At 54.1% G+C, this 19,862-nt stretch carries 17 protein-coding genes; 7 read left to right on the top strand and 10 right to left on the bottom strand.

Annotated elements, in window-relative coordinates:
• Nucleotides 1-5: 5 nt before the first annotated feature.
• Nucleotides 6-2,303 carry a beta-glucosidase BglX gene (gene bglX / locus MUU47_RS17050; RefSeq protein ID WP_258989333.1) on the bottom strand — a complete coding sequence of 766 codons (2,298 nt, stop codon included), beginning with the start codon at nt 2,301-2,303 and terminating at the stop codon, nt 6-8.
• Between the two features lie 223 nt (nt 2,304-2,526).
• Here bglX and dld point away from each other — a divergent pair, with 223 nt between their 5' ends.
• On the top strand, nt 2,527-4,290 hold the full coding sequence (gene dld / locus MUU47_RS17045; RefSeq protein ID WP_258989332.1) for a D-lactate dehydrogenase: 1,764 nt from the start codon (nt 2,527-2,529) through the stop codon (nt 4,288-4,290).
• A gap of 234 nt (nt 4,291-4,524) precedes the next feature.
• The gene (locus MUU47_RS17040) at nt 4,525-5,079 is read left to right on the top strand and encodes a GNAT family N-acetyltransferase (protein WP_258989331.1); all 555 of its coding nucleotides are present in this window, start codon (nt 4,525-4,527) and stop codon (nt 5,077-5,079) included.
• A gap of 65 nt (nt 5,080-5,144) precedes the next feature.
• On the opposite strand, the gene pbpG is transcribed toward MUU47_RS17040, so the two are convergent.
• Complete coding sequence (pbpG, locus tag MUU47_RS17035; protein WP_258989330.1) at nt 5,145-6,092, bottom strand: D-alanyl-D-alanine endopeptidase; 948 nt, start codon at nt 6,090-6,092, stop codon at nt 5,145-5,147.
• A gap of 177 nt (nt 6,093-6,269) precedes the next feature.
• Complete coding sequence (locus tag MUU47_RS17030; protein ID WP_258989328.1) at nt 6,270-6,857, bottom strand: Yip1 family protein; 588 nt, start codon at nt 6,855-6,857, stop codon at nt 6,270-6,272.
• Between the two features lie 174 nt (nt 6,858-7,031).
• On the opposite strand from MUU47_RS17030, the gene MUU47_RS17025 reads away from it, so the two are divergent.
• On the top strand, nt 7,032-7,616 hold the full coding sequence (locus tag MUU47_RS17025; RefSeq protein WP_258989327.1) for a DedA family protein: 585 nt from the start codon (nt 7,032-7,034) through the stop codon (nt 7,614-7,616).
• A 26-nt stretch (nt 7,617-7,642) separates the two neighbouring features.
• Here the strand turns inward: MUU47_RS17025 and MUU47_RS17020 are convergent, their stop codons facing one another.
• From MUU47_RS17020 to dusC, 3 genes are all read right to left on the bottom strand, one after another.
• Nucleotides 7,643-8,416, bottom strand: coding sequence for an SDR family oxidoreductase (locus MUU47_RS17020; protein ID WP_258989326.1), 774 nt, complete (start codon nt 8,414-8,416; stop codon nt 7,643-7,645).
• A 57-nt stretch (nt 8,417-8,473) separates the two neighbouring features.
• A complete protein-coding gene (gene mdtQ, locus MUU47_RS17015; RefSeq protein WP_258989325.1) occupies nt 8,474-9,907 on the bottom strand; it encodes a multidrug resistance outer membrane protein MdtQ in 1,434 nt (477 codons plus the stop codon).
• Nucleotides 9,908-10,098: 191 nt separating this feature from the next.
• The gene (gene dusC, locus MUU47_RS17010; RefSeq protein ID WP_258989324.1) at nt 10,099-11,061 is read right to left on the bottom strand and encodes a tRNA dihydrouridine(16) synthase DusC; all 963 of its coding nucleotides are present in this window, start codon (nt 11,059-11,061) and stop codon (nt 10,099-10,101) included.
• A 415-nt stretch (nt 11,062-11,476) separates the two neighbouring features.
• On the opposite strand from dusC, the gene MUU47_RS17005 reads away from it, so the two are divergent.
• The 4 genes from MUU47_RS17005 (at nt 11,477) to sanA (ending at nt 14,423) form a co-directional block, all read left to right on the top strand.
• A complete protein-coding gene (locus MUU47_RS17005) occupies nt 11,477-11,878 on the top strand; it encodes a CidA/LrgA family protein (protein ID WP_258989323.1) in 402 nt (133 codons plus the stop codon).
• Nucleotides 11,875-12,570 carry a CidB/LrgB family autolysis modulator gene (locus MUU47_RS17000; RefSeq protein ID WP_258989322.1) on the top strand — a complete coding sequence of 232 codons (696 nt, stop codon included), beginning with the start codon at nt 11,875-11,877 and terminating at the stop codon, nt 12,568-12,570. The genes MUU47_RS17005 and MUU47_RS17000 overlap by 4 nt, the downstream gene beginning before the upstream one ends.
• Before the next feature lie 125 nt (nt 12,571-12,695).
• Nucleotides 12,696-13,580, top strand: a complete 885-nt coding sequence (gene cdd, locus MUU47_RS16995) for a cytidine deaminase (RefSeq protein WP_258989321.1) — start codon at nt 12,696-12,698, stop codon at nt 13,578-13,580.
• Between the two features lie 123 nt (nt 13,581-13,703).
• Complete coding sequence (gene sanA, locus MUU47_RS16990) at nt 13,704-14,423, top strand: outer membrane permeability protein SanA (protein WP_258989320.1); 720 nt, start codon at nt 13,704-13,706, stop codon at nt 14,421-14,423.
• Nucleotides 14,424-14,455: 32 nt separating this feature from the next.
• On the opposite strand, the gene MUU47_RS16985 is transcribed toward sanA, so the two are convergent.
• The 4 genes from MUU47_RS16985 to mglB all read right to left on the bottom strand — a co-directional run bounded on the left by MUU47_RS16985 (nt 14,456) and on the right by mglB (nt 19,820).
• Entirely contained in the window at nt 14,456-15,823 is a 1,368-nt protein-coding gene (locus MUU47_RS16985; RefSeq protein WP_258989319.1) for a GGDEF domain-containing protein, read from the bottom strand.
• A 255-nt stretch (nt 15,824-16,078) separates the two neighbouring features.
• A complete protein-coding gene (gene mglC, locus MUU47_RS16980) occupies nt 16,079-17,089 on the bottom strand; it encodes a galactose/methyl galactoside ABC transporter permease MglC (protein ID WP_258989318.1) in 1,011 nt (336 codons plus the stop codon).
• 15 nt (nt 17,090-17,104) lie between these two features.
• Nucleotides 17,105-18,625, bottom strand: coding sequence for a galactose/methyl galactoside ABC transporter ATP-binding protein MglA (gene mglA / locus MUU47_RS16975; protein WP_258989317.1), 1,521 nt, complete (start codon nt 18,623-18,625; stop codon nt 17,105-17,107).
• Nucleotides 18,626-18,821: 196 nt separating this feature from the next.
• Nucleotides 18,822-19,820, bottom strand: a complete 999-nt coding sequence (mglB, locus tag MUU47_RS16970) for a galactose/glucose ABC transporter substrate-binding protein MglB (RefSeq protein WP_258989316.1) — start codon at nt 19,818-19,820, stop codon at nt 18,822-18,824.
• Nucleotides 19,821-19,862: the final 42 nt, after the last annotated feature.

The raw sequence follows: 19,862 nt of genomic DNA, 5'->3' as shown, positions 1-19,862 counted from the left end.
GTGTGTTACTGCAGTTCGAACTCACCCTGCTTCACGCGGGCAGAATCGACGCCGATAAAGACGTTGAATTTGCCAGGCTCTGCGGCATATTTCATCTGCTGGTTCCAGAACTTCAGCGCGTTGACGTCTATCGGGAAGCTGACGGTCTGGGTTTCACCCGGCTTCAGCGTGACCTTTTCAAAACCGCGCAGCTGTTTCACCGGACGGCTCATCGACGCGGTGACATCCTGTACATACATCTGGATAACCGTCGCGCCTTCGCGTTTGCCGGTGTTGGTCACATCCACGCTGGCAGTCACGCTGCCGTCGGCCTTCATGGTCGCGGAAGACATTTTCACATCAGAAACGTTGAAGGTGGTGTAGCTCAGACCATAACCAAACGGATACAGCGGGCCGTTGGCTTCATCAAAGTAACGGGAGGTGTATTTGTTCGGCTTGTCGGCGTTGTACGGGCGACCGGTGTTCAGGTGGCTGTAGTACGTCGGGATTTGACCCACCGAGCGCGGGAAGGACATCGGCAGTTTGCCTGACGGATTGTAGTCACCAAACAGCACGTCGGCGATGGCGTTGCCGCCTTCGGTACCGGCGAACCAGGTTTCCAGCATCGCATCAGCCTGCTGGTCTTCCTGCACCAGCGTTAACGGACGGCCGTTCATCAGTACCAACACCAGCGGTTTACCGGTCGCTTTCAGCGCGGCAATCAAATCTTTCTGGCTCTGCGGAATGCTGATTTCGGTCCGGCTGGAGGCTTCATGGGCCATGCCCTGCGCTTCACCGACAACCGCCACCACCACGTCAGACTGTTTGGCGGCGGCGACCGCCTCGTCAATCATCGCCTGCGGTGAACGGGTATCGACCTTCACCGCTTCTTCGTACAGATTGAGGAAGTTGACGATATCTTTATCGTTGGTGATGTTCGCGCCTTTGGCGTAAATCACGTTGGCGTTATCGCCGACGGCGGTTTTAATCCCGTCGAGAACCGGCACCGACTGATCGGCAACACCCGCAGCGGACCAACTGCCCATCACGTCACGCTTGCTGTCAGCCAGCGGACCCACCACGGCAATGGTGCCGGATTTTTTCAGCGGCAGCGTGTTCAGCCGGTTTTTCAGCAGCACCAGGCTTTCACGCGCCACTTCACGCGCATCGCTGCGGTGCAGACGGCTTTCAGCATTGGTGTCCTGTGGGTCAGTATCTTTCGGCCCCAGGTGGCTGTACGGATCGTTAAACAGACCCATGTCATATTTGACGTTCAGCACGTGGCGCGTGGCGTCATCAACTTCCGCCATCGTCACTTTGCCGCTCTTGATAAGCTCCGGCAGATATTTGCTGTAGTACTCGTCGCTCATGCTCATGTCGATCCCGGCTTTCAGCGCCACGCGGACCGCATCTGATGGATCTGAAGCCACGCCGTGCTTGATGAGCTCTTTGATCGCGCCGTGATCGGAAATGGTGATGCCTTTGAAGCCCCACTCTTTACGCAGAACGTCTTTCAGCAGCCAGGTATCCGAGGTCGCCGGGGTGCCGTTCAGGGAGTTCAGCGCCACCATCACGCCGCCGCTACCCGCATCCAGCCCCGCTTTGTACGGCGGCATATAATCGTTGAACAGACGCTGCGGACTCATGTCGACGGTGTTGTACTCTTTCCCGCCTTCCACTGCGCCGTACGCCGCGTAGTGTTTGACGCTGGTCATCACCGAATAGCGCTCCGCCGGGCTTTTGCCTTGCATCGCTTCGACCATGGTTTTACCCATCATCGAGGTTAACCAGGTGTCTTCGCCGAAACCCTCGGAGGCTCGGCCCCAACGCGGATCGCGTGAAACGTCGACCATTGGCGCCCAGGTCATGTTCAGGCCATCGTCGGCGGCTTCGTAGGCGGAAATGCGGCCCACGGTACGCACCGCATCGAGGTTAAAGGAAGAGGCAAGACCGAGGCTAATCGGGAAGACGGTACGCTGACCGTGAACCACATCGTAGGCGAAGAAGAGCGGAATTTTCAGGCGGCTGAGCTGCATCACCTGATCCTGCATGGCGCGAATGTCTTTGCGCGTCACGGTGTTAAAAATCGCGCCCACCTGGCCGTCTTTGATCATCTCGCGGATGGCTTCTTTCGGGTTGTCCGGGCCGACGCTTATCAGACGCAGCTGACCAATTTTTTCATCGACGGTCATTTTCTTGAGCAGAGCGGTGACAAACGCATCGCGCGCCTCTGGCGTCAGCGGGTGATTGCCGAACATCTCATCGGCCATCGCCGGTTGCAGCGCAAGGCTAACGGCAACGCCAACAGAACAAAGCCATTTCATCTTATATTCTCTCTCTTCAGACCGGGGTTATCAGCAAAAAGCGCGGCAAAAGCCTGCCAAAAAACAGCAGTTTGCCATAAGCCTGATAAGGGTGCGAACAGAAAGCGGAGGTTATGCTCTGAATTTTCACTGAATTCCTGCACAAAATTGTCATACAAAGCGCTATTCTTGAAACACTAAAAAAGCGCCTCACAACACTTTCCTCATCACAAGGAGTGAGAAGATGTCTTCCACGACAACCAATGATAACAACGCTTTTCTGTCCGAACTGACCCGCCTGGTGGGCCATTCACACCTGCTGACCGACCCCGCCAAAACCGCCCGCTATCGCAAAGGCTTCCGTTCTGGACATGGCGATGCGCTCGCCGTGGTTTTCCCCGGTACGCTGCTGGAACTGTGGCGCGTACTGAGCGCTTGCGTCCAGGCGGACAAAATTATTCTGATGCAGGCCGCCAATACCGGCCTGACCGAAGGCTCTACCCCGAGCGGCAACGATTACGACCGCCAGATTGTGATTATCAGCACGCTGCGCCTCGATAAGCTGCACCTGATCGACAACGGCCAGCAGGTGCTGGCGTATCCGGGCACTACGCTCTATTCGCTGGAAAAAGCGCTGAAGCCGCTCGGCCGTGAGCCACACTCGGTGATCGGCTCGTCGTGCATTGGCGCGTCGGTGATCGGCGGGATCTGCAATAACTCCGGCGGTTCGCTGGTGCAGCGCGGCCCGGCGTATACCGAAATGTCGCTGTTTGCACGCATTACCGATGACGGCAAACTGCAACTGGTGAACCATCTGGGCATCGATCTGGGTGAAACGCCGGAGCAAATCCTCAGTAAGCTCGACGACGATCGCCTGAAAGACAGCGACGTGCGACACGATGGCCGTCACGCCCATGATCACGATTACGTGACGCGCGTGCGTGACGTCGATGCCGATACCCCGGCGCGCTATAACGCCGACCCGGATCGCCTGTTTGAATCTTCCGGCTGCGCCGGGAAGCTCGCCGTTTTCGCCGCGCGTCTGGATACTTTCGAAGCCGAAAAGCGTCAGCAGGTGTTTTACATCGGCACAAATCAGCCGGAAGTGCTGACCGAAATCCGCCGCCACATGCTGGCCAATTTCGCCAATCTTCCGGTGGCCGGAGAATACATGCACCGCGACATTTACGACATCGCGGAACAGTACGGCAAAGACACCTTCCTGATGATCGACAAACTCGGCACCGATAAAATGCCGCTGTTTTTCACTTTGAAGGGCCGTACCGACGCGATGCTGGAAAAAGTACCGCTGTTTAAACCGCATTTCACCGACCGCTTTATGCAGAAACTCGGCCACGCGTTCCCGGCGCATCTGCCGGATCGCATGAAAAGTTACCGTAACCAGTACGAACATCATTTAATGCTGAAGATGGCCGGAGACGGCATCGACGAGGCGCAAACCTGGCTGACAGCGTTCTTCAAAACCGCCGACGGCGCGTTCTTCGCCTGTACGCCGGAAGAAGGCAGCAAGGCGTTCCTGCACCGCTTTGCGGCGGCGGGCGCAGCGATTCGCTATCAGGCGGTCCATGCGGATGAGGTAGAGGATATTCTGGCACTGGATATTGCGCTTCGCCGCAACGACACCGACTGGTTCGAGCGCCTGCCGCCGGAAATAGACAGCCAGCTGACCCATAAGCTCTATTACGGTCACTTTATGTGTCACGTTTTCCATCAGGATTACATCGTTAAGAAAGGCGTAGACGCGCACGAGTTGAAGGAACAGATGCTGGCCCTGTTGCGCGAGCGCGGCGCACAATATCCTGCTGAACATAACGTGGGCCATCTTTATGAAGCGGCGGATACGTTAAAACAGTTTTATCGCGAAAATGACCCGACCAACAGCATGAACCCGGGTATTGGTAAGACCAGTAAGCAGAAATATTGGGGTGAAGGCCGTACGCCCGAAGATGCTGAAAGCGTAACTGAAGCCAATCCCTCCCAGAATTAAGGGGGAGTAGTGTATTGCGGCTTAACTCCGATTACAGTAGCGGTTAAGGGCCGGAGAAACGTTTCTCTGGCATGATCAATTGCTAAACGCAAGGCGTAACTGTTGCAGCCAGTTTGGGTGCGGACAGCGCGGAAAAACCGGAGCGTACACGAAGTACGTGAGGATTTTGAGCACTGCCCAAGCCCAAAATGGCAAATAAAGTAGCCTGATACCGAGGCTCGAGGAGTGGTTACTATGTCAGCGGTGGATGTCTTATACGGTGCAGAAGTGGAAATTCGCGAAGCCAGGCCTGACGATGCGCATGCGATTGCTGCTCTGTACGCCTGGCATGTGTTGAACGGTCGCGCCTCTTTTGAGGAAGTTCCCCCGTCTGTCGATGAGATGCGCGAGCGGATGAACGTCGTCGCCGGACAGGATTTGCCCTGGCTGGTGGCGCTGTATCGCGGCATTATCGTCGGCTACTGCTACGCCAGCCATTACCGCCCTCGCCCGGCCTATCGTTATACTCTGGAAGAATCCATTTACGTTGATGCCAGCATGACCGGGCGCGGCGTCGGCAGTTCATTGCTCACCCGATTGATTGACGTGTGCGAACAAGGCCCGTGGCGACAGATGGTGGCGGTGATCGGCGATGGCAATAATAATGCCGGCTCGCTGCGGTTGCATAAAAAGCACGGGTTTGAAGTGGCCGGACAGCTGCGCAGCGTCGGCTATAAGATGGGTGACTGGCGGGATACGTTGATCATGCAGCGTCCGCTCAACGACGGTGACTGGACGCTGCCGGAGTAGGTTTATTGCCCGGCGGATAGTTTCCGTAGGCCCGTGCAAGCGCTAGCGCCGCCGGGCAACGCCTGTCAATCCGCCTGCGCTATCTGCTGCGACGAATTCTGAATGGCACTCGCCATCTGCGCTTCTTTCTGCTTTTTGTAGGCCAATGCCGCAGGCGGTACCGGCATCACTTTCCCGGTTTCAACCCAGGTCCGCAGACGGCTGGCATCCGCAAAGTGCGTATATTTGCCAAATGCATCCATCACTACCATCGCCACCGGACGATTGTTCATCACCGTACGCATCACCAGACAATGGCCCGCCGCGTTGGTAAACCCGGTTTTGGTCAGCTGGATGTTCCAGTTTTCGCGATACACCAGATGGTTGGTATTGCGGAACGGCAGCGTGTAATTCGGGTTGCTGAAGGTTGCCATGTCTTCTTTGGTGGTGCTCAACTGGCCCATCAGCGGATATTGTTTGGTCGCAATCAGCAATTTAGACAGGTCTCGCGCGGTCGACACGTTGTGAATCGACAGGCCCGTTGGCTCCACATAGTGCGTGTGACTCATGCCCAGGGATTTCGCCTTGGCATTCATGGCGCGAATAAACGCGTCGTAACCGCCAGGGTAATGATGCGCGAGACTTGCCGCCGCGCGATTCTCGGAAGACATCAGCGCCAGCAGCATCATGTTTTTGCGACTGATGTGGCTGTTCAGGCGTACGCGTGAGTAAATCCCTTTCATCTCCGGCGTATGGCTGATGTCCACGCTGAGCATTTCATCGAGCGGTAAATGGGCATCCAGCACCACCATCACCGTCATCAGCTTGGTAATTGACGCAATGGGTCGCACCAGGTCTGGCTCGCTGGCGTAAATCACTTTATTGGTGTTTAAATCGACAATCATCGCGCTACCGGAAGCAATGTCCGGCTGCGACGCAGCGGCTGCGGCGGCAGTTTTAGCACTCGCCTGAGGCGCGAAAGGTACTGCCAGCATCAGCGCGAGGCTGAGCAGAGAAACTCGAAATTTAGGCATCGTGAGGTGTCTGGTAATTATTTACGCAAGTTATGATATCGGGAGGCATTTGTATGCACTTCACAAACGCAAGCCGGGGCATCATACAGTGCCAGAGCTTTCTCGTGCCACAAGTTAATCGTGAATAAATGCTGCATAGCGGGTGATGAAATCATCAACACCCGCTATGAGTTAAAGTCAGAATAAACGATAGCCATAGCCCCACAGAACCACCGTCGCCGCCAACAGCACTTCGAGCACCAGAACCCCAATCGCCAAGGTCGAACTGGCAAAGCTCATCCCCTCCTCACGGTTAATGCCGAGGAACGTCGGAATACCGATGTACAGCAGGTAGCCGGTATAACACAGCGCAACGGTTCCCACCAACGCACACAGCCAGACCAGCGGATAAAGCGCCACGATGCCGCTGAGGAATATCGGCGTCGCCACATATCCGGCAAACACCATACAGCGCTTGAGCGACGGCCGTTGCGGGTAGTTACGTGCCATCCACCATATGACCCGTCCCATTACCGCGACCCCGGCCAGCATCAGGCCATAAAACAGCACCGCCAGCGCGAAACCCGTGAACAACGAGAGTTTCACGGTGGTGCCATCGCCGAAGTTCCAGCCGATTTGCGTAGTACCGATAAACGCGCAGATAACCGGTACCGCCGCCATCGCCAGCACATGGTGAGTGTAATGATGCGAGACGGTTTCGTTCTCGCTCTGAATGACATGCATTTCACGATCGGGATGGGAGAAGAGTCCCCAGACATGATTCATAAAGCCTCCTTTTCTCGGCTTCACACAGCATGAGCTAAGTATAATGCACGCTGGAGATTATATTTTGTACAACCCAAAAAAGAGCGCCACGGCAGAACGTCCGTTGCCTGGTGATTGTCATTCAGAGGTGTATGCTTAAAGGAATTCGGCGTTTAGGGAGACAATAAAACCCGTATGGATATCAATTCACTGATTAGCCACTATGGCTACGCCGCATTGGTTGTTGGAGCGTTAGCCGAAGGGGAAACCGTCACGTTGCTCGGCGGCGTTGCGGCACATCAGGGTCTGTTGCGCTTCTGGCTGGTGGTGGCGTCGGTGGCGCTCGGCGGGATGATTGGCGATCAGGTGCTGTACTTTCTCGGACGCCATTTCGGTGGCCGCCTGCTTAAACGCTTTTCCCGCCATCAAAAGAAAATCCAGAAGGCGCAGAGGCTGATTCAGAACCGTCCGTGGCTGTTCGTTATCGGCAGCCGTTTTATGTACGGCTTTCGGGTGATTGGCCCGGTGTTAATTGGTGCCAGCCGTCTGCCACCGAAAATCTTCCTGCCGCTCAATATCTTTGGCGCAGTGCTGTGGGCGATGCTGTTCACCACGTTGGGATATCTCGGCGGGGAAGTGATCGGCCCGTGGTTACATCATCTGGATCAGCATATTAAGCATTGGGCATGGCTGATTATCGTGGTGATTGCGGTCATTGCGGTGCGCCTGTGGTTTTCCTACCGCGACCGCAAAGATGCACAATCAGGCGACAAAGAGTAAGGCGCAGGTTCGCTGCGCCGTTCTCCTTAGCCCTGTTTTTGCGACAGGTACTGCGGATTGACCAACATGAATCCACCGTCGACAATCATCGATTGCCCGGTCACATACGACGCATCGTCTGAGCACAGCCACGCCACCAGCCCGGCGATCTCCTCGGTTTTCCCCGGCCTTGCCATCGGTACATTGGGCAATGATCCGGGCTGCACGTCATCATCCTTCAAATTATTCATCGCCGTAGCGATGGCGCCCGGCGCAACGGCGTTAACCAGAATATTGTGATCCACCAGCTCAAGCGCCAGCGATTTGGTCAACCCGCCGAGAGCATGTTTGGCGGCGGTGTAGGCACTCGCCTGCGGCAACGGCGTGTGCTCGTGCACGGAAGTGATGTTTATGATCCGCCCGCCTTCTCCCTGCTTAATCATGTGTCGGGCCGCAATCTGCGAACACAGCAATGCGCCTTCTACATCCACGCAGAAGGTTTCCCGCCAGTCGTCCAGCGTCACGTCCAGTACGGAAGATTTGGTCATTCGTCCGGCGTTGTTGACCAGCACGTCAATGCGGCCCAGCCGTTGAATGAGGGTATCCAGCGCCTGCGCGCCCTGTGGAAGATGACTTAAATCGAGTTGAATGGCCTGAGCCTGGCAGCCCAGCGAGTTAAGTTCTTGCACGGTTTGACGGGCGCCCTGTTCATCAGAGTGCCACGTCACGCCGAGCGTGAAACCTTTGCGCGCCAATTGCAGCGCGCACTGTTTACCAATCCCGGAATCCGATGCGGTGACAACCGCAACTTTTGTTGTCATGAGAACCTCCTGGCGTTAACCCAGGAGGTAAGTATAGGAAAGTCACACTGCGGGGGATTATTTTCCGGTGTAGTGGTAGCCACCGCCGAGCGCCGAGGTCAGCTGAATGCTGGCATCAACCCACTGGCCCTGAAGGCGCAGCGAACCGATTTGCTCCTGCAAGGAAGGCAGTTTCGCCATGCTGACCTGAGAGCCAGAAAGGATCCCGGCCGACAGTCGCGCCTGTGCCTGCTGCACTACGCGGTCAGAGTCTTTCAGCACCTGCTGTTGCTGCTGGTTTTTCTCCATCAGCGTTTCCAGCTGGCTGGCGGTTTTCGCGACCTGATTAACCGCATCCACCACCGCTTTATTGTAATTGGCAACCGACAAATCACGCTGCGCATCGGCGATATCCAGGTTCGCATTCAGGCGACCGCTGTCGAAAATCGGCAGCGTCAGACCGGCGGTGATGCCCATCTGGTTGGCAGAATGTTTGAACAGGTCGCTCAGATGCAACGCATCCTGTTGCAGGAAGCCCATCAGGTTGATGTCCGGATAGAACGCCGCTTTCGCCGCATCCACTTCGCTCATCGAAGACTGGATATACCAGTTCGCTTCCTGGAGATCAGGACGACGCGCCAGCAGGTCGTAGCCCAGCGATGCAGGCATCTGAGTTTTCACCGCCGGAAGTGCGACCTGATGCAGCGACAGCGCGCTGCTCTGGCTGTTGGTCAGCGCCATCAAACGGGCTTCGATTTCCTTCATGTTGCCGGCGACTTCGGTCAGCTGTTGATCGGTTTTGCTGACGCTGATGTCGTTCTCCGCCCCTTCCACGGAGGAGGTAATGCCCCGGGAATAGAGCGCTTTATCAACGGAGATAATGCTGTTCTGTTCCTGCTTAACCTGCTCGAGCACCTGTTTGATGCCCGCTTCGGTCTGCCACTGCCAGTAGAGACGCGCCACGCTGCTCGCCAGCACCTGGCGGGTTTGCGCCAGCTCTGCGGAGCGGGCTTTGACCATCCCGATACGCGACTGCACCAGCGCGCGGTTTTTACCCCACAGGTCGAGATCCCAGCCTGCGGTCAGGCCCAGCGTGCCGTTGGTGTACCATGGGCCACCGCCTTCGTGGGTCGCAAACGGCCCCATCAGGCCTTCAGCAGACATTTGCTGACGCTCAACGTCAGCGCCGAAATCCACTTCCGGGCCGAGCTGTGATTGCGCCATCTGCGCCTGTGCTTCTGCCAGTTTGATGCGCTGCTGCGCCACCTGCATATCAGGCGCATTGCTTAGCGCGCTGTTGATCAAATTATTGAGCTGAGGATCGTGATAATCCACCCACCAGGTGCTCTGCGGCCAGCCATTTTGCAGGGCCACCGGAAGGGTATTATCAACATGAGAAGCAGGTAATTGCTGTTTAACAGGGGCACCAGTGTCGTGAGACGGCGCGCAACCGGACAACACAGCAGACAGCGGCAAACTGAGCATGGCTGCAACAAGAGCAGTACGTTTCATATCGTTATTCTGTTTTCGGAAAGGACGCGCATTTTATTATAAAAATGCAGATTGGTGTTTAGGAAAGCGTGTCAACCTCTAAAAAGCAATAGCCAGACATATCCGGACATTGATCTCCACACTGCCTCCAGAATCTTAGCCCATAAAAAGCCGTCTGAATTGACAACGCCTGACGGGAGAAGGTTTTATACTCACCCGGTCGCACCGAAGGGTTGACGCTGGGCGTATTTCTCGATGGCGTCGGCGATGGAATTCGAATCCTGCAAGGTACGGATGGTGGTGAACAGCGTAGTGGCCTCGTCATACTCTTTTCGCAAGTAGCCGAGCCACTGTTTGATGCGCGCCACGTGATACAGCCCGGTATCGCCCTGCTTTTCCAGGCGGCTGTATTTGCGCAGTAGTTCCGTCACTTCCGGCCACGGCATGCGCGGTGCGTTGAATTTCACCACCCGGCTCAGATTAGGAATGTTTAGCGCTCCTCGGCCTATCATGACCGAATCACAGCCGGTGGTCGCCATGCACTCTTGCGCGCTTTGCCAGTCCCAGATTTCGCCGTTGGCGATAACCGGAATAGACAACCGCCTGCGGATGTCGGCAATCGCCTGCCAGTTAATGCGCTCGGCTTTGTAACCATCGTCTTTAGTACGGCCGTGCACAACCAGTTCCGTCGCGCCTGCTTGCTGAACGGCATCGGCAATTTCAAACTGGCGGTCGCTGCTGTCCCATCCGAGGCGTACTTTCACCGTTACCGGCAAATGGGCAGGCACGGCTTCGCGCATCGCTTTTGCGCCGCGATAAATGAGATCCGGGTCTTTTAACAGCGTCGCTCCGCCGCCGCTGCCATTCACCACTTTAGATGGACAGCCACAGTTGAGATCCACGCCCCATGAGCCGAGTTCCACCGCGCGGGCAGCGTTTTCCGCCAGCCATTGCGGATGCTGACCCAGCAGCTGGACGCGCACCAGCGTGCCCGCATCGGTCCGGCTGTTATTCAGCAGCTCCGGGCACAGACGATGGAAGGATTTTGCGGGTAGCAGTTGATCCACTACCCGCAGAAATTCGGTGATGCAAAGATCGTAGTCGTTGACCTCAGTCAGCAACCCGCGAACCAGTGAATCCAGTACGCCTTCCATCGGCGCCAGCAGAACACGCATATCAGTATCCGGAGAAAAATGGAGCGCTATGGTAGCGTTGTTACCCCGCGGTTTGAAGCCTCATTTCAACTATACCCGTCATACTTCAAGCTGCATGTGCGTTGGCTTTCCTCGCTCACCCCAGTCACTTACTTGAGTAAGCTCCTGGGGATTCGCTGCGTCGCCGCGTTACTCGGCCTATGGCCTCGCCCCTTCGGGGCCAGCGCAAGCGCTGTTCAAAACGCTTCAGGCGTTTTGTCCTGCAACTCGAATTATTTTGGGTATACACTGTATGCCATAGATTTCTCGCGCTTTTTAGCGCTTTGCCCTGGGTGCCAAAAGAGAATATTTTGTATGCGCATAATTCATGATGTGATCGGTAGCACAGTCCAGGGTTTAATTGTATGATGAATGCGTTTCTTCAAGGGCGATGACCATGAGCAAAACACTGAACATCATCTGGCAATATCTGCGCGCTTTTGTACTGATTTACGCTTGCCTGTATGCGGGTATTTTTATCGCATCGCTGCTACCCATTACCATTCCAGGCAGCATTATCGGGATGCTTATTCTCTTCGTGCTGCTGGCGCTGCAAATTCTCCCGGCAAAATGGGTGAACCCTGGCTGCTACGTTCTCATTCGCTATATGGCGCTGCTGTTTGTGCCAATTGGCGTGGGCGTGATGCAGTATGTTGATGTGTTGCGTGCCCAGTTTGGCCCGGTGGTCGTGTCCTGTGCGGTCAGTACACTGGTGATATTGGTGGTGGTCAGCTGGAGTTCCCATATCGTACACGGCGAACGTAAAGTTGTCGGTCAGAAAGGAGCGGGAAACAAATGATGCATTACATCTGGTGGTCTTTACCGTTAACGCTCATTGTGTATTTTTCCGCTCGCAGACTCGCCGCGCGTTTTAAAATCCCGCTGCTGAACCCGCTGCTGGTCGCGATGGTGGTGATTATTCCGGTTCTGCTGATCACTGGTACGCCGTATGACCACTATTTCCAGGGCAGTAAAGTGCTCAACGACCTGCTGCAACCTGCTGTTGTCGCATTGGCGTTCCCGCTGTATGAACAGCTGCATCAGATACGTGCTCGCTGGAAATCCATTATGACCATCTGCTTTATTGGCAGTGTCGTGGCGATGATAACCGGGACCTCGGTCGCGTTGTTGATGGGGGCCACACCGCAAATCGCCGCGTCAGTATTACCCAAATCGGTCACCACACCGATTGCAATGGCGGTCAGTGGCAGTATCGGCGGGATCCCTGCGATCAGCGCCGTGTGCGTCATTTTTGTCGGTATTCTCGGGGCGGTATTTGGGCATACATTGTTAAATCTTATGCGTATCAACACTAAAGCAGCGCGGGGCCTGGCGATGGGTACCGCTTCACACGCCCTGGGGACCTCACGTTGTGCTGAGCTTGATTATCAGGAAGGTGCGTTCAGTTCGCTGGCGTTGGTGATTTGCGGAATAATGACCTCACTGATTGCCCCATTCCTGTTTCCGGTGATTTTAGCCGTGGTCGGTTAATGCGACACATCACACAACTTTCATTCAATTTTCATCGGTTGCATAAAAAATAAGATCCAAGTCACACATCAGCCATTAACAGGTCCGTACACTGTTATCCCTTAACCTGTAATGAGGCAATTGCCATGCATCCACGTTTTCAATCTGCTTTCCCGCAACTCAGTGCGGAACTGCAGTCTGCCCTCGCTCCGGTGCTCGCTGATGTGCATTTCCCTGCCATGCTGAGCGCTGAGCAGGTCTCTGGGCTGAAATCAGCCACGGGACTGGACGAAGACGCGCTGGCTTTCGCGCTGCTGCCACTGGCGGCTGCCTGCGCCCGGGCTGACCTTTCCCACTTCAACGTTGGCGCTATCGCCCGTGGCGTGAGTGGCAGCTGGTATTTCGGCGGTAATATGGAATTTATCGGCGCCACCATGCAGCAAACCGTTCACGCGGAACAAAGCGCCATCAGCCACGCCTGGCTGCGCGGTGAAAAAGCGCTGAAAGCCATTACCGTGAACTACACACCGTGCGGCCACTGCCGTCAGTTTATGAACGAACTGAACAGCGGGCTGGAACTGCAAATCAATCTACCAGGACGCGAACCGCACACCCTGAAAGACTATCTCCCGGACGCGTTTGGCCCGAAAGATTTGGATATCAAAACCCTGCTGATGGATGCGCAGAATCACGGTTATCCGCTGGATGGCGATGCGCTGACCCAGGCCGCGATCCAGGCTGCCAACCGTTGTCATGCGCCGTACAGCAAGTCCCCGTCCGGCGTGGCGCTAGAGTTGCACGACGGCACAATATTCTCCGGGAGCTATGCCGAGAACGCCGCGTTCAACCCGACACTGCCGCCATTACAGGGCGCATTGAACCTGCTGAGCCTGAACGGTTACGATTACCCAGACATTCAGCGAACAATGCTGGCCGAACGTGCCGATGCGCCGTTGATTCAGTGGGATGCCACCGTTGCGACACTTAAAGCGCTAGGCTGTCAGAATATCGACCGCACGCTGCTGGCCTGATACCACAGAGCGGGCGTTTGGCCCGCTCTGTTGAAAATCCCCCCAATTAAACTACTGTTTCTTGCGATTGACCCGTGGGTACAGTAGCCTGAGTAAATCTTCTTTCATCACTGAGTCAAGTCCATGTTAAAGCGCGCGTTATACAGCCTGTTAGTCCTGTCAGGCCTGCTGCTGTTGACCGCACTGGGTCTCGACCGCTGGATGAGCTGGAAAACCGCCCCGTATATTTATGATGAACTGCAGGACCTGCCCTACCGCCAGGTCGGCGTGGTGTTGGGCACCGCCAAGTATTATCGCACCGGAGTTATTAACCAGTATTATCGCTACCGCATTCAGGGCGCGCTGAATGCCTACAACAGCGGCAAGGTGAATTACCTGCTGCTGAGCGGCGACAATGCGTTGCAGAGCTACAACGAACCGCGGACGATGCGCAAAGATTTGATTGCAGCAGGTGTCGATCCAGCGGATATCGTGCTTGATTACGCAGGCTTCCGCACGCTGGACTCCATCGTCCGCACCCGCAAAGTGTTCGACACCAACGACTTCATCATCATCACGCAGCGTTTTCACTGTGAGCGCGCGCTGTTTATCGCCCTGCATATGGGTATTCAGGCGCAGTGCTACGCCGTGCCGTCACCGAAAAATATGTGGAGCGTGCGCGTGCGCGAATTTGGCGCCCGTTTTGGGGCGTTAGCCGATCTCTATTTGTTCAAGCGCGAGCCGCGTTTCCTTGGGCCGCTGGTGCCGATCCCGACGCAGCATGAAGTGCCGGAAGATGCGCAGGGCTACCCGGCGGTGACGCCGGATCAGCTCCTGGAATTACAGACAGGGAATAAACGCTGACCGCCGAGGAACCGGCGGCAGCTAAAGGCAGATTACGCTTTAAACTCCACGACCTTATTACGGCCTGTGTTTTTCGCTTCGTATAATGCTTTATCCGCTTCATCCACCAGTTTTTGATAGTCCGGGTGGCCGCGATAGTGACTGACACCAAACGAGGCGCTGAGCTGTAGCTTATAGCCGTCAGGCATCTCGCATGGCGTGCTGAAAATCTTTTCACGGATAGACTCAACAAAATTAAGCGTCTGCTGCTTGCTGTATTCCAGATACACAATCATGAACTCTTCCCCGCCGTAACGGAACACGTAGTCACTGGCGCGGGTGTTATCGGTCAGGATCGTCGCCAGATGACGTAATACGTCGTCGCCCGCAGAGTGACCCCAGGTGTCGTTGATCTTTTTGAAGTGATCGATATCCAGCATCACCACCGACAAATTACGTCCATTCTCCATCACCAGCTTCACTTCATGCTTGAGAATGGTGGACATAAAGCGGCGGTTAAGCAGCTTGGTTAACGCGTCTTTGCCGTTTTCCAGACGCGTGGCATCTTCAAACAGCGACGTGAATAAGTTATTGATGATCATCGTTTTCGCGCGGATATCGCTTAATAACGACTGAATATACTCCAGCGCGCTGCCTTCGGTATTCGCGGTTTTTTGCAGCATGCCGTCGATCTCTTCAATCAGCATCCCAATTTTGGCGATTTCCGGCTGATTGCCAAAATGCTGGCCGCATTTGTGACGAAACCACAGGCCAAACTCCGAGTCGTTCAGCAGGTAAGACTGGATATTACTGGTGCGCGATACCAGCGCGTACATCAGCCCGTTTTCCCAGTTAAACAACGCCGCCTGCTGTTTGCCTTTTTCGAGTTCAGGGTTATCAATCAGGTTGGAGATGCGGTAGGACTCTTCATTCTTCGCTTCGTTGAGCTGATAATTTTCATAGGCATAGGTCATCAGCTCGCTGGCAATCTGAATCGAGACCGATACATATTTCTGCATCAGCACGCTGGTTTGCGGCTCTAATGCCAACGACTGAATATAGGTCAACATTTCCTGAGTAATGATACGCATGCCTTTCAGCACCAGACTTGCCGGAATGCCCACGCGTGAGTGGATATTGCCAATCTCATACTGATGCGCGGCAAACCCCAACAGCGCTTCCCCTTTCAGGGTCAGGGTGTTGATAATCCACTTTTTCATTGAGTTGCGAAGGCGGGACTGCACGACGTCAGAACTGATGTACACGCTAGCATGCGGATCGGTGAGCATAATGCTGTAAAACTCATCGGCCAATACGCCGGCTTTGTCTTCCGCGATCGCGGTTAACGTCACCAATGCTGGTTCGGGCAGAACGCATGAAAACTCCATCCATTCTTGTACAATTTTTTCACTATAGTTCATGAATTACTCAATGTTGTTATCACGACAGACGTGGCAGTTTTCTTGTCACAGGCAGGAAATACGGTTGCTTAAGGCGGGATATTCCCGTACGGAAAGCCACAATCAGAAAAGGCATTTGAGGACAAATTCTGCCAAAGGTGAAATAACAACCGGAGGAATAATTTGTTTAAATTTACACGGGCGTTTATCACCCTGATGATAAACGAAAAAACCCGCCGTTCTCACGGCGGGTTTTTATCGCTGCTACACGAAAGATTACTTCTTACGAGCATACTTCAGTGAATCAAGAGCCACAGCGAAGATAATGATGCCGCCCTTGATAATATACTGCCAGTACGGGTTGACGCCGATATAGGTCAAACCGTAGTTGATGACGGTAAAGATGATAACACCGGTCACCACGCCGATCACCGTGCCGACGCCGCCGCTGAATGACACCCCACCGACCACACAGGCGGCAATCGCATCCAGCTCATACATGAAGCCGAGGTTGTTGGTTGCCGAACCGATACGGCCCGCTTCCAGCATCCCGCCGAAGGCGTAGAACACACCGGACAACGCGTAAATCATAAGCAGGTTGAGGGCAACGTTAACGCCGGATACGCGTGCTGCGTCCGGGTTACCGCCGATGGCGAAAATGTTTTTACCAAAGCGGGTTTTGTTCCACAGCACCCAGACAAACACCGTCGCAATCAACGCGTAGAAGGTGATGTACGAGAGTCGGAATGTCCCCAGTGCGATAAACCCTTGGGTAAACGTCGAGAAGTGCGAGTCAAAGCCCGACACCGGCGACGCGCCGACGAAGTCGTAGTACAGGGAGTTAATACCGTACACGATGATCATCGTACCCAACGTCGTGATAAACGGCGTTACGTTCAGGTAAGCGATGATAATCCCGTTTACCAGGCCAATCACCGCACCGATGGCGCAGACAATCAGCAGCACAACGGGAATCGGCAGCGTAGCTAAATCCGGGAACACCTTGTTGGCGTTATCAACGGACTGCAACAGCGTTGCCGCGATAACCGCCGCCAGACCCACCTGACGACCGGCAGAAAGGTCAGTACCCTGGGTAACAATCAGCCCGGCGACGCCGAGGGCAATAATAATACGAACAGATGACTGAGTCAGGATATTACTTAAGTTCAGCAGACTTAAGAATGTGGGGTCCTGGAAAATAATGATGGCCAGTAATACCAAAAGAACAACGTAAATGCCGCCTTCTTTCAGATAAGTGAGAAAACTTTTTTTATTTAACGCACTCATGAGGAGCCCCTGATCTTAAAGGTGCAAAGACGCAAGACGTAATATTTCGTTCTGCGTAGTCGTTTTAGTGTCAACAATGCCGGCAACCATACCGTTACTCATTACCAGAATACGGTCAGTGATACCCAGCAGCTCTGGCATTTCAGAAGAGATGATAATTATCCCTTTCTCTTTTTTCGCAAGCTCCGCAATCAGCTGATAAATTTCAAACTTAGCGCCAACGTCAATTCCGCGCGTTGGTTCATCCAGCATTAAAATTTCCGGCTGCGTTAATAACCAGCGACCAATAATGACCTTCTGCTGGTTACCACCGGAAAGCGAACCGATTTGCGTCTGGTGCCCGGGGGTTTTTACACGCATGGAGTCGATGACCCATTGGGTGTCGCTCTTCATGCGGGAGTTATCCAGCAGACCCACTTTGCCGCGGTAATTTTTGATATTGGAAATCAGTGAGTTAAAACCGATATCCAGGTACGCGTAAATCCCTGTCGAACGACGCTCTTCAGTCACCAGCGCGAAGCCGTGGTTAATGGCTTCGTTCGCGCTATGGTTATTAATCTTCTTACCGTGCAGGGTTATTGTGCCGCCTGACTTTTCGCGGATACCAAACAGCGTTTCAACGATGTCGGTACGCTTCGCCCCCACCAGACCCGCGATTCCGAGGATTTCCCCTTTACGCAGATCAAAAGAAACGTCACGAATTGACGGCTGGCGCAGCGAGGTGAGGTTACGCACCTCAAGGATCGTTTCACCCGGCGTGTTGTATTTATCCGGGAAGCGCTGGTTCAGTGAACGGCCCACCATCATGGAGATGATTTTGTCCATGTCCAGCCCTTCCAGCGGCTGAGTGGCGATCCACTGTCCGTCACGCAGGATGGTGATTTCATCGCACAGCTGGAAAATTTCTTCCATTTTATGCGAGATGTAAACAATACCGCAGCCACGATCTTTCAGTTTACGGATAATCTTAAACAGATGATTGACTTCTTTTTCCGTTAAGGAAGACGTCGGCTCATCCATAATGACAATTTTGGCGTCATACGAAAACGCTTTAGCAATTTCGATCATCTGCATTTGCGATACGGATAATGTTCCCACGCGAGCGTTAGGGTCAATATCAATATCCAGCTCATCGAATATCGCTTTGGTATCACGGTACATTTTGTCCTGGTCGACAAATACACCTTTGGTCGGATAACGTCCCAACCACATATTGTCCATCACCGAGCGCTGGAGAACCAGGTTCAATTCCTGGTGCACCATCGAAACACCGTTTTCAAGTGCTTCTTTCGCGGAATGGAAGTCAATCTCTTTTCCCTGAAAAATAATACTACCGGAATCTTTTTGGTAGATCCCAAACAAACATTTTAATAATGTCGATTTGCCAGCGCCGTTCTCTCCCATTAATGCGTGAATGGAATGAGGGCGGACTTTTAAATTAACATTATCGAGCGCTTTGACGCCGGGAAATGACTTGTTGATATTGCTCATCTCCAACAAGATTTCACCTGACGATTCTGTTTTATTGCTGACCATAGTTAACCCTGGCTGCGCTAATATTTTCCCGTGCTGACTATCCAGCACGGGAGATATACCCTTCATACTTCAAGTTGCAGGTGTGTTGGCTTTCCTCGTTCACCCCAGTCACTTACTTATGTAAGCTCCCGGGGATTCACTGTGTCGCCGCCTTCCTGCAACTCGAAGTATTTTGGGTATATACACTGAAATAAAATTACTTACCGATGAACTGAGCCAAGTTGTCTTTATCGACGCCAACGTAAGGAATGCGAACCACTTTGTTCTCGATTTTCCAGTTGGTACCCGCAGCGGCTTCTTTGCCATCAGCCAGGTTTTTCGCCAGATCGAAGGTGGCTTTCGCCTGGTTGTTTGCATCGTTCAGCACGGTACCGGCCATTGCACCGGATTTCACCAGCGCCAGCGCTTCTGGCAGCGCATCCACACCAAACACAGGAATGCTGGATTTGTTGTGTGCTTTCAGAGCTTCGACTGCGCCCATTGCCATCGCATCGTTGTTGGCGATAACCACTTCGATTTTGTTAGCGTTAGGACCGGACAGCCATGCGTCCATTTTGTCTTTCGCCTGAGCGGTATCCCACATTGCGGTATCCAGCTGCAGCTGCTGGGTTTTCAGGCCCTTCGCGTTCAGCTCTTTGATAACGTAGGTGGTACGCGCTTCAGCATCCGGGTGACCCGGCTCGCCTTTCAGCAGCACGAACTGAACCTGACCATCTTTATTCAGGTCCCAATTAGGGTTAGCCGCCCAGTGTTTAGCAATCAGATCGCCCTGGATCACGCCAGACTCTTTAGAGTCAGTACCGACGTAGAAGGCTTTGTCATAGCTGTCCAGCGCTTTGCGGGACGGCTCTTTGTTGAAGAACACCACCGGCACGTTCTGACCACGTGCTTTTTCGATTACGGTGCCTGCCGCAGCCGGGTCAACGAGGTTGATGGCCAGCGCTTTCACGCCTTTCGCCAGCAGTACGTCGATCTGGTCGTTCTGTTTTGACTGGTCGTTCTGCGAGTCGTTCATCAGCAGCTGAACGTCTGGCGCTGCTTTGCCGTCTTTCTCAATTGCTTTGCGTACCACAGACATGAAGTTATCGTCATATTTGTAGATGGTTACGCCGATACGGGTATCAGCTGCATGAGCAGCGGCACCGAACAACATGCAAGACATCACAGCGGACAGGGTTAACACCTTCTTATTCATGGTATCTCCGGTTATTTTTATGCAGGGTAGCTTATGTCGGCA

This window comes from Scandinavium hiltneri, assembly GCF_024764835.1.
Taxonomy (GTDB): Bacteria; Pseudomonadota; Gammaproteobacteria; order Enterobacterales; family Enterobacteriaceae; genus Scandinavium; species Scandinavium hiltneri.
This window is presented reverse-complemented; position numbering and strand designations above follow the sequence as displayed.

What these genes read in the sequence shown, in the direction of transcription:
- bglX (WP_258989333.1), bottom strand. Translation starts at nt 2,303, where the DNA reads ATGAAATGGCTTTGTTCTGTTGGCGTTGCCGTTAGCCTTGCGCTGCAA.
- dld (WP_258989332.1), top strand. Translation starts at nt 2,527, where the DNA reads ATGTCTTCCACGACAACCAATGATAACAACGCTTTTCTGTCCGAACTG.
- MUU47_RS17040 (WP_258989331.1), top strand. Translation starts at nt 4,525, where the DNA reads ATGTCAGCGGTGGATGTCTTATACGGTGCAGAAGTGGAAATTCGCGAA.
- pbpG (WP_258989330.1), bottom strand. Translation starts at nt 6,092, where the DNA reads ATGCCTAAATTTCGAGTTTCTCTGCTCAGCCTCGCGCTGATGCTGGCA.
- MUU47_RS17030 (WP_258989328.1), bottom strand. Translation starts at nt 6,857, where the DNA reads ATGAATCATGTCTGGGGACTCTTCTCCCATCCCGATCGTGAAATGCAT.
- MUU47_RS17025 (WP_258989327.1), top strand. Translation starts at nt 7,032, where the DNA reads ATGGATATCAATTCACTGATTAGCCACTATGGCTACGCCGCATTGGTT.
- MUU47_RS17020 (WP_258989326.1), bottom strand. Translation starts at nt 8,416, where the DNA reads ATGACAACAAAAGTTGCGGTTGTCACCGCATCGGATTCCGGGATTGGT.
- mdtQ (WP_258989325.1), bottom strand. Translation starts at nt 9,907, where the DNA reads ATGAAACGTACTGCTCTTGTTGCAGCCATGCTCAGTTTGCCGCTGTCT.
- dusC (WP_258989324.1), bottom strand. Translation starts at nt 11,061, where the DNA reads ATGCGTGTTCTGCTGGCGCCGATGGAAGGCGTACTGGATTCACTGGTT.
- MUU47_RS17005 (WP_258989323.1), top strand. Translation starts at nt 11,477, where the DNA reads ATGAGCAAAACACTGAACATCATCTGGCAATATCTGCGCGCTTTTGTA.
- MUU47_RS17000 (WP_258989322.1), top strand. Translation starts at nt 11,875, where the DNA reads ATGATGCATTACATCTGGTGGTCTTTACCGTTAACGCTCATTGTGTAT.
- cdd (WP_258989321.1), top strand. Translation starts at nt 12,696, where the DNA reads ATGCATCCACGTTTTCAATCTGCTTTCCCGCAACTCAGTGCGGAACTG.
- sanA (WP_258989320.1), top strand. Translation starts at nt 13,704, where the DNA reads ATGTTAAAGCGCGCGTTATACAGCCTGTTAGTCCTGTCAGGCCTGCTG.
- MUU47_RS16985 (WP_258989319.1), bottom strand. Translation starts at nt 15,823, where the DNA reads ATGAACTATAGTGAAAAAATTGTACAAGAATGGATGGAGTTTTCATGC.
- mglC (WP_258989318.1), bottom strand. Translation starts at nt 17,089, where the DNA reads ATGAGTGCGTTAAATAAAAAAAGTTTTCTCACTTATCTGAAAGAAGGC.
- mglA (WP_258989317.1), bottom strand. Translation starts at nt 18,625, where the DNA reads ATGGTCAGCAATAAAACAGAATCGTCAGGTGAAATCTTGTTGGAGATG.
- mglB (WP_258989316.1), bottom strand. Translation starts at nt 19,820, where the DNA reads ATGAATAAGAAGGTGTTAACCCTGTCCGCTGTGATGTCTTGCATGTTG.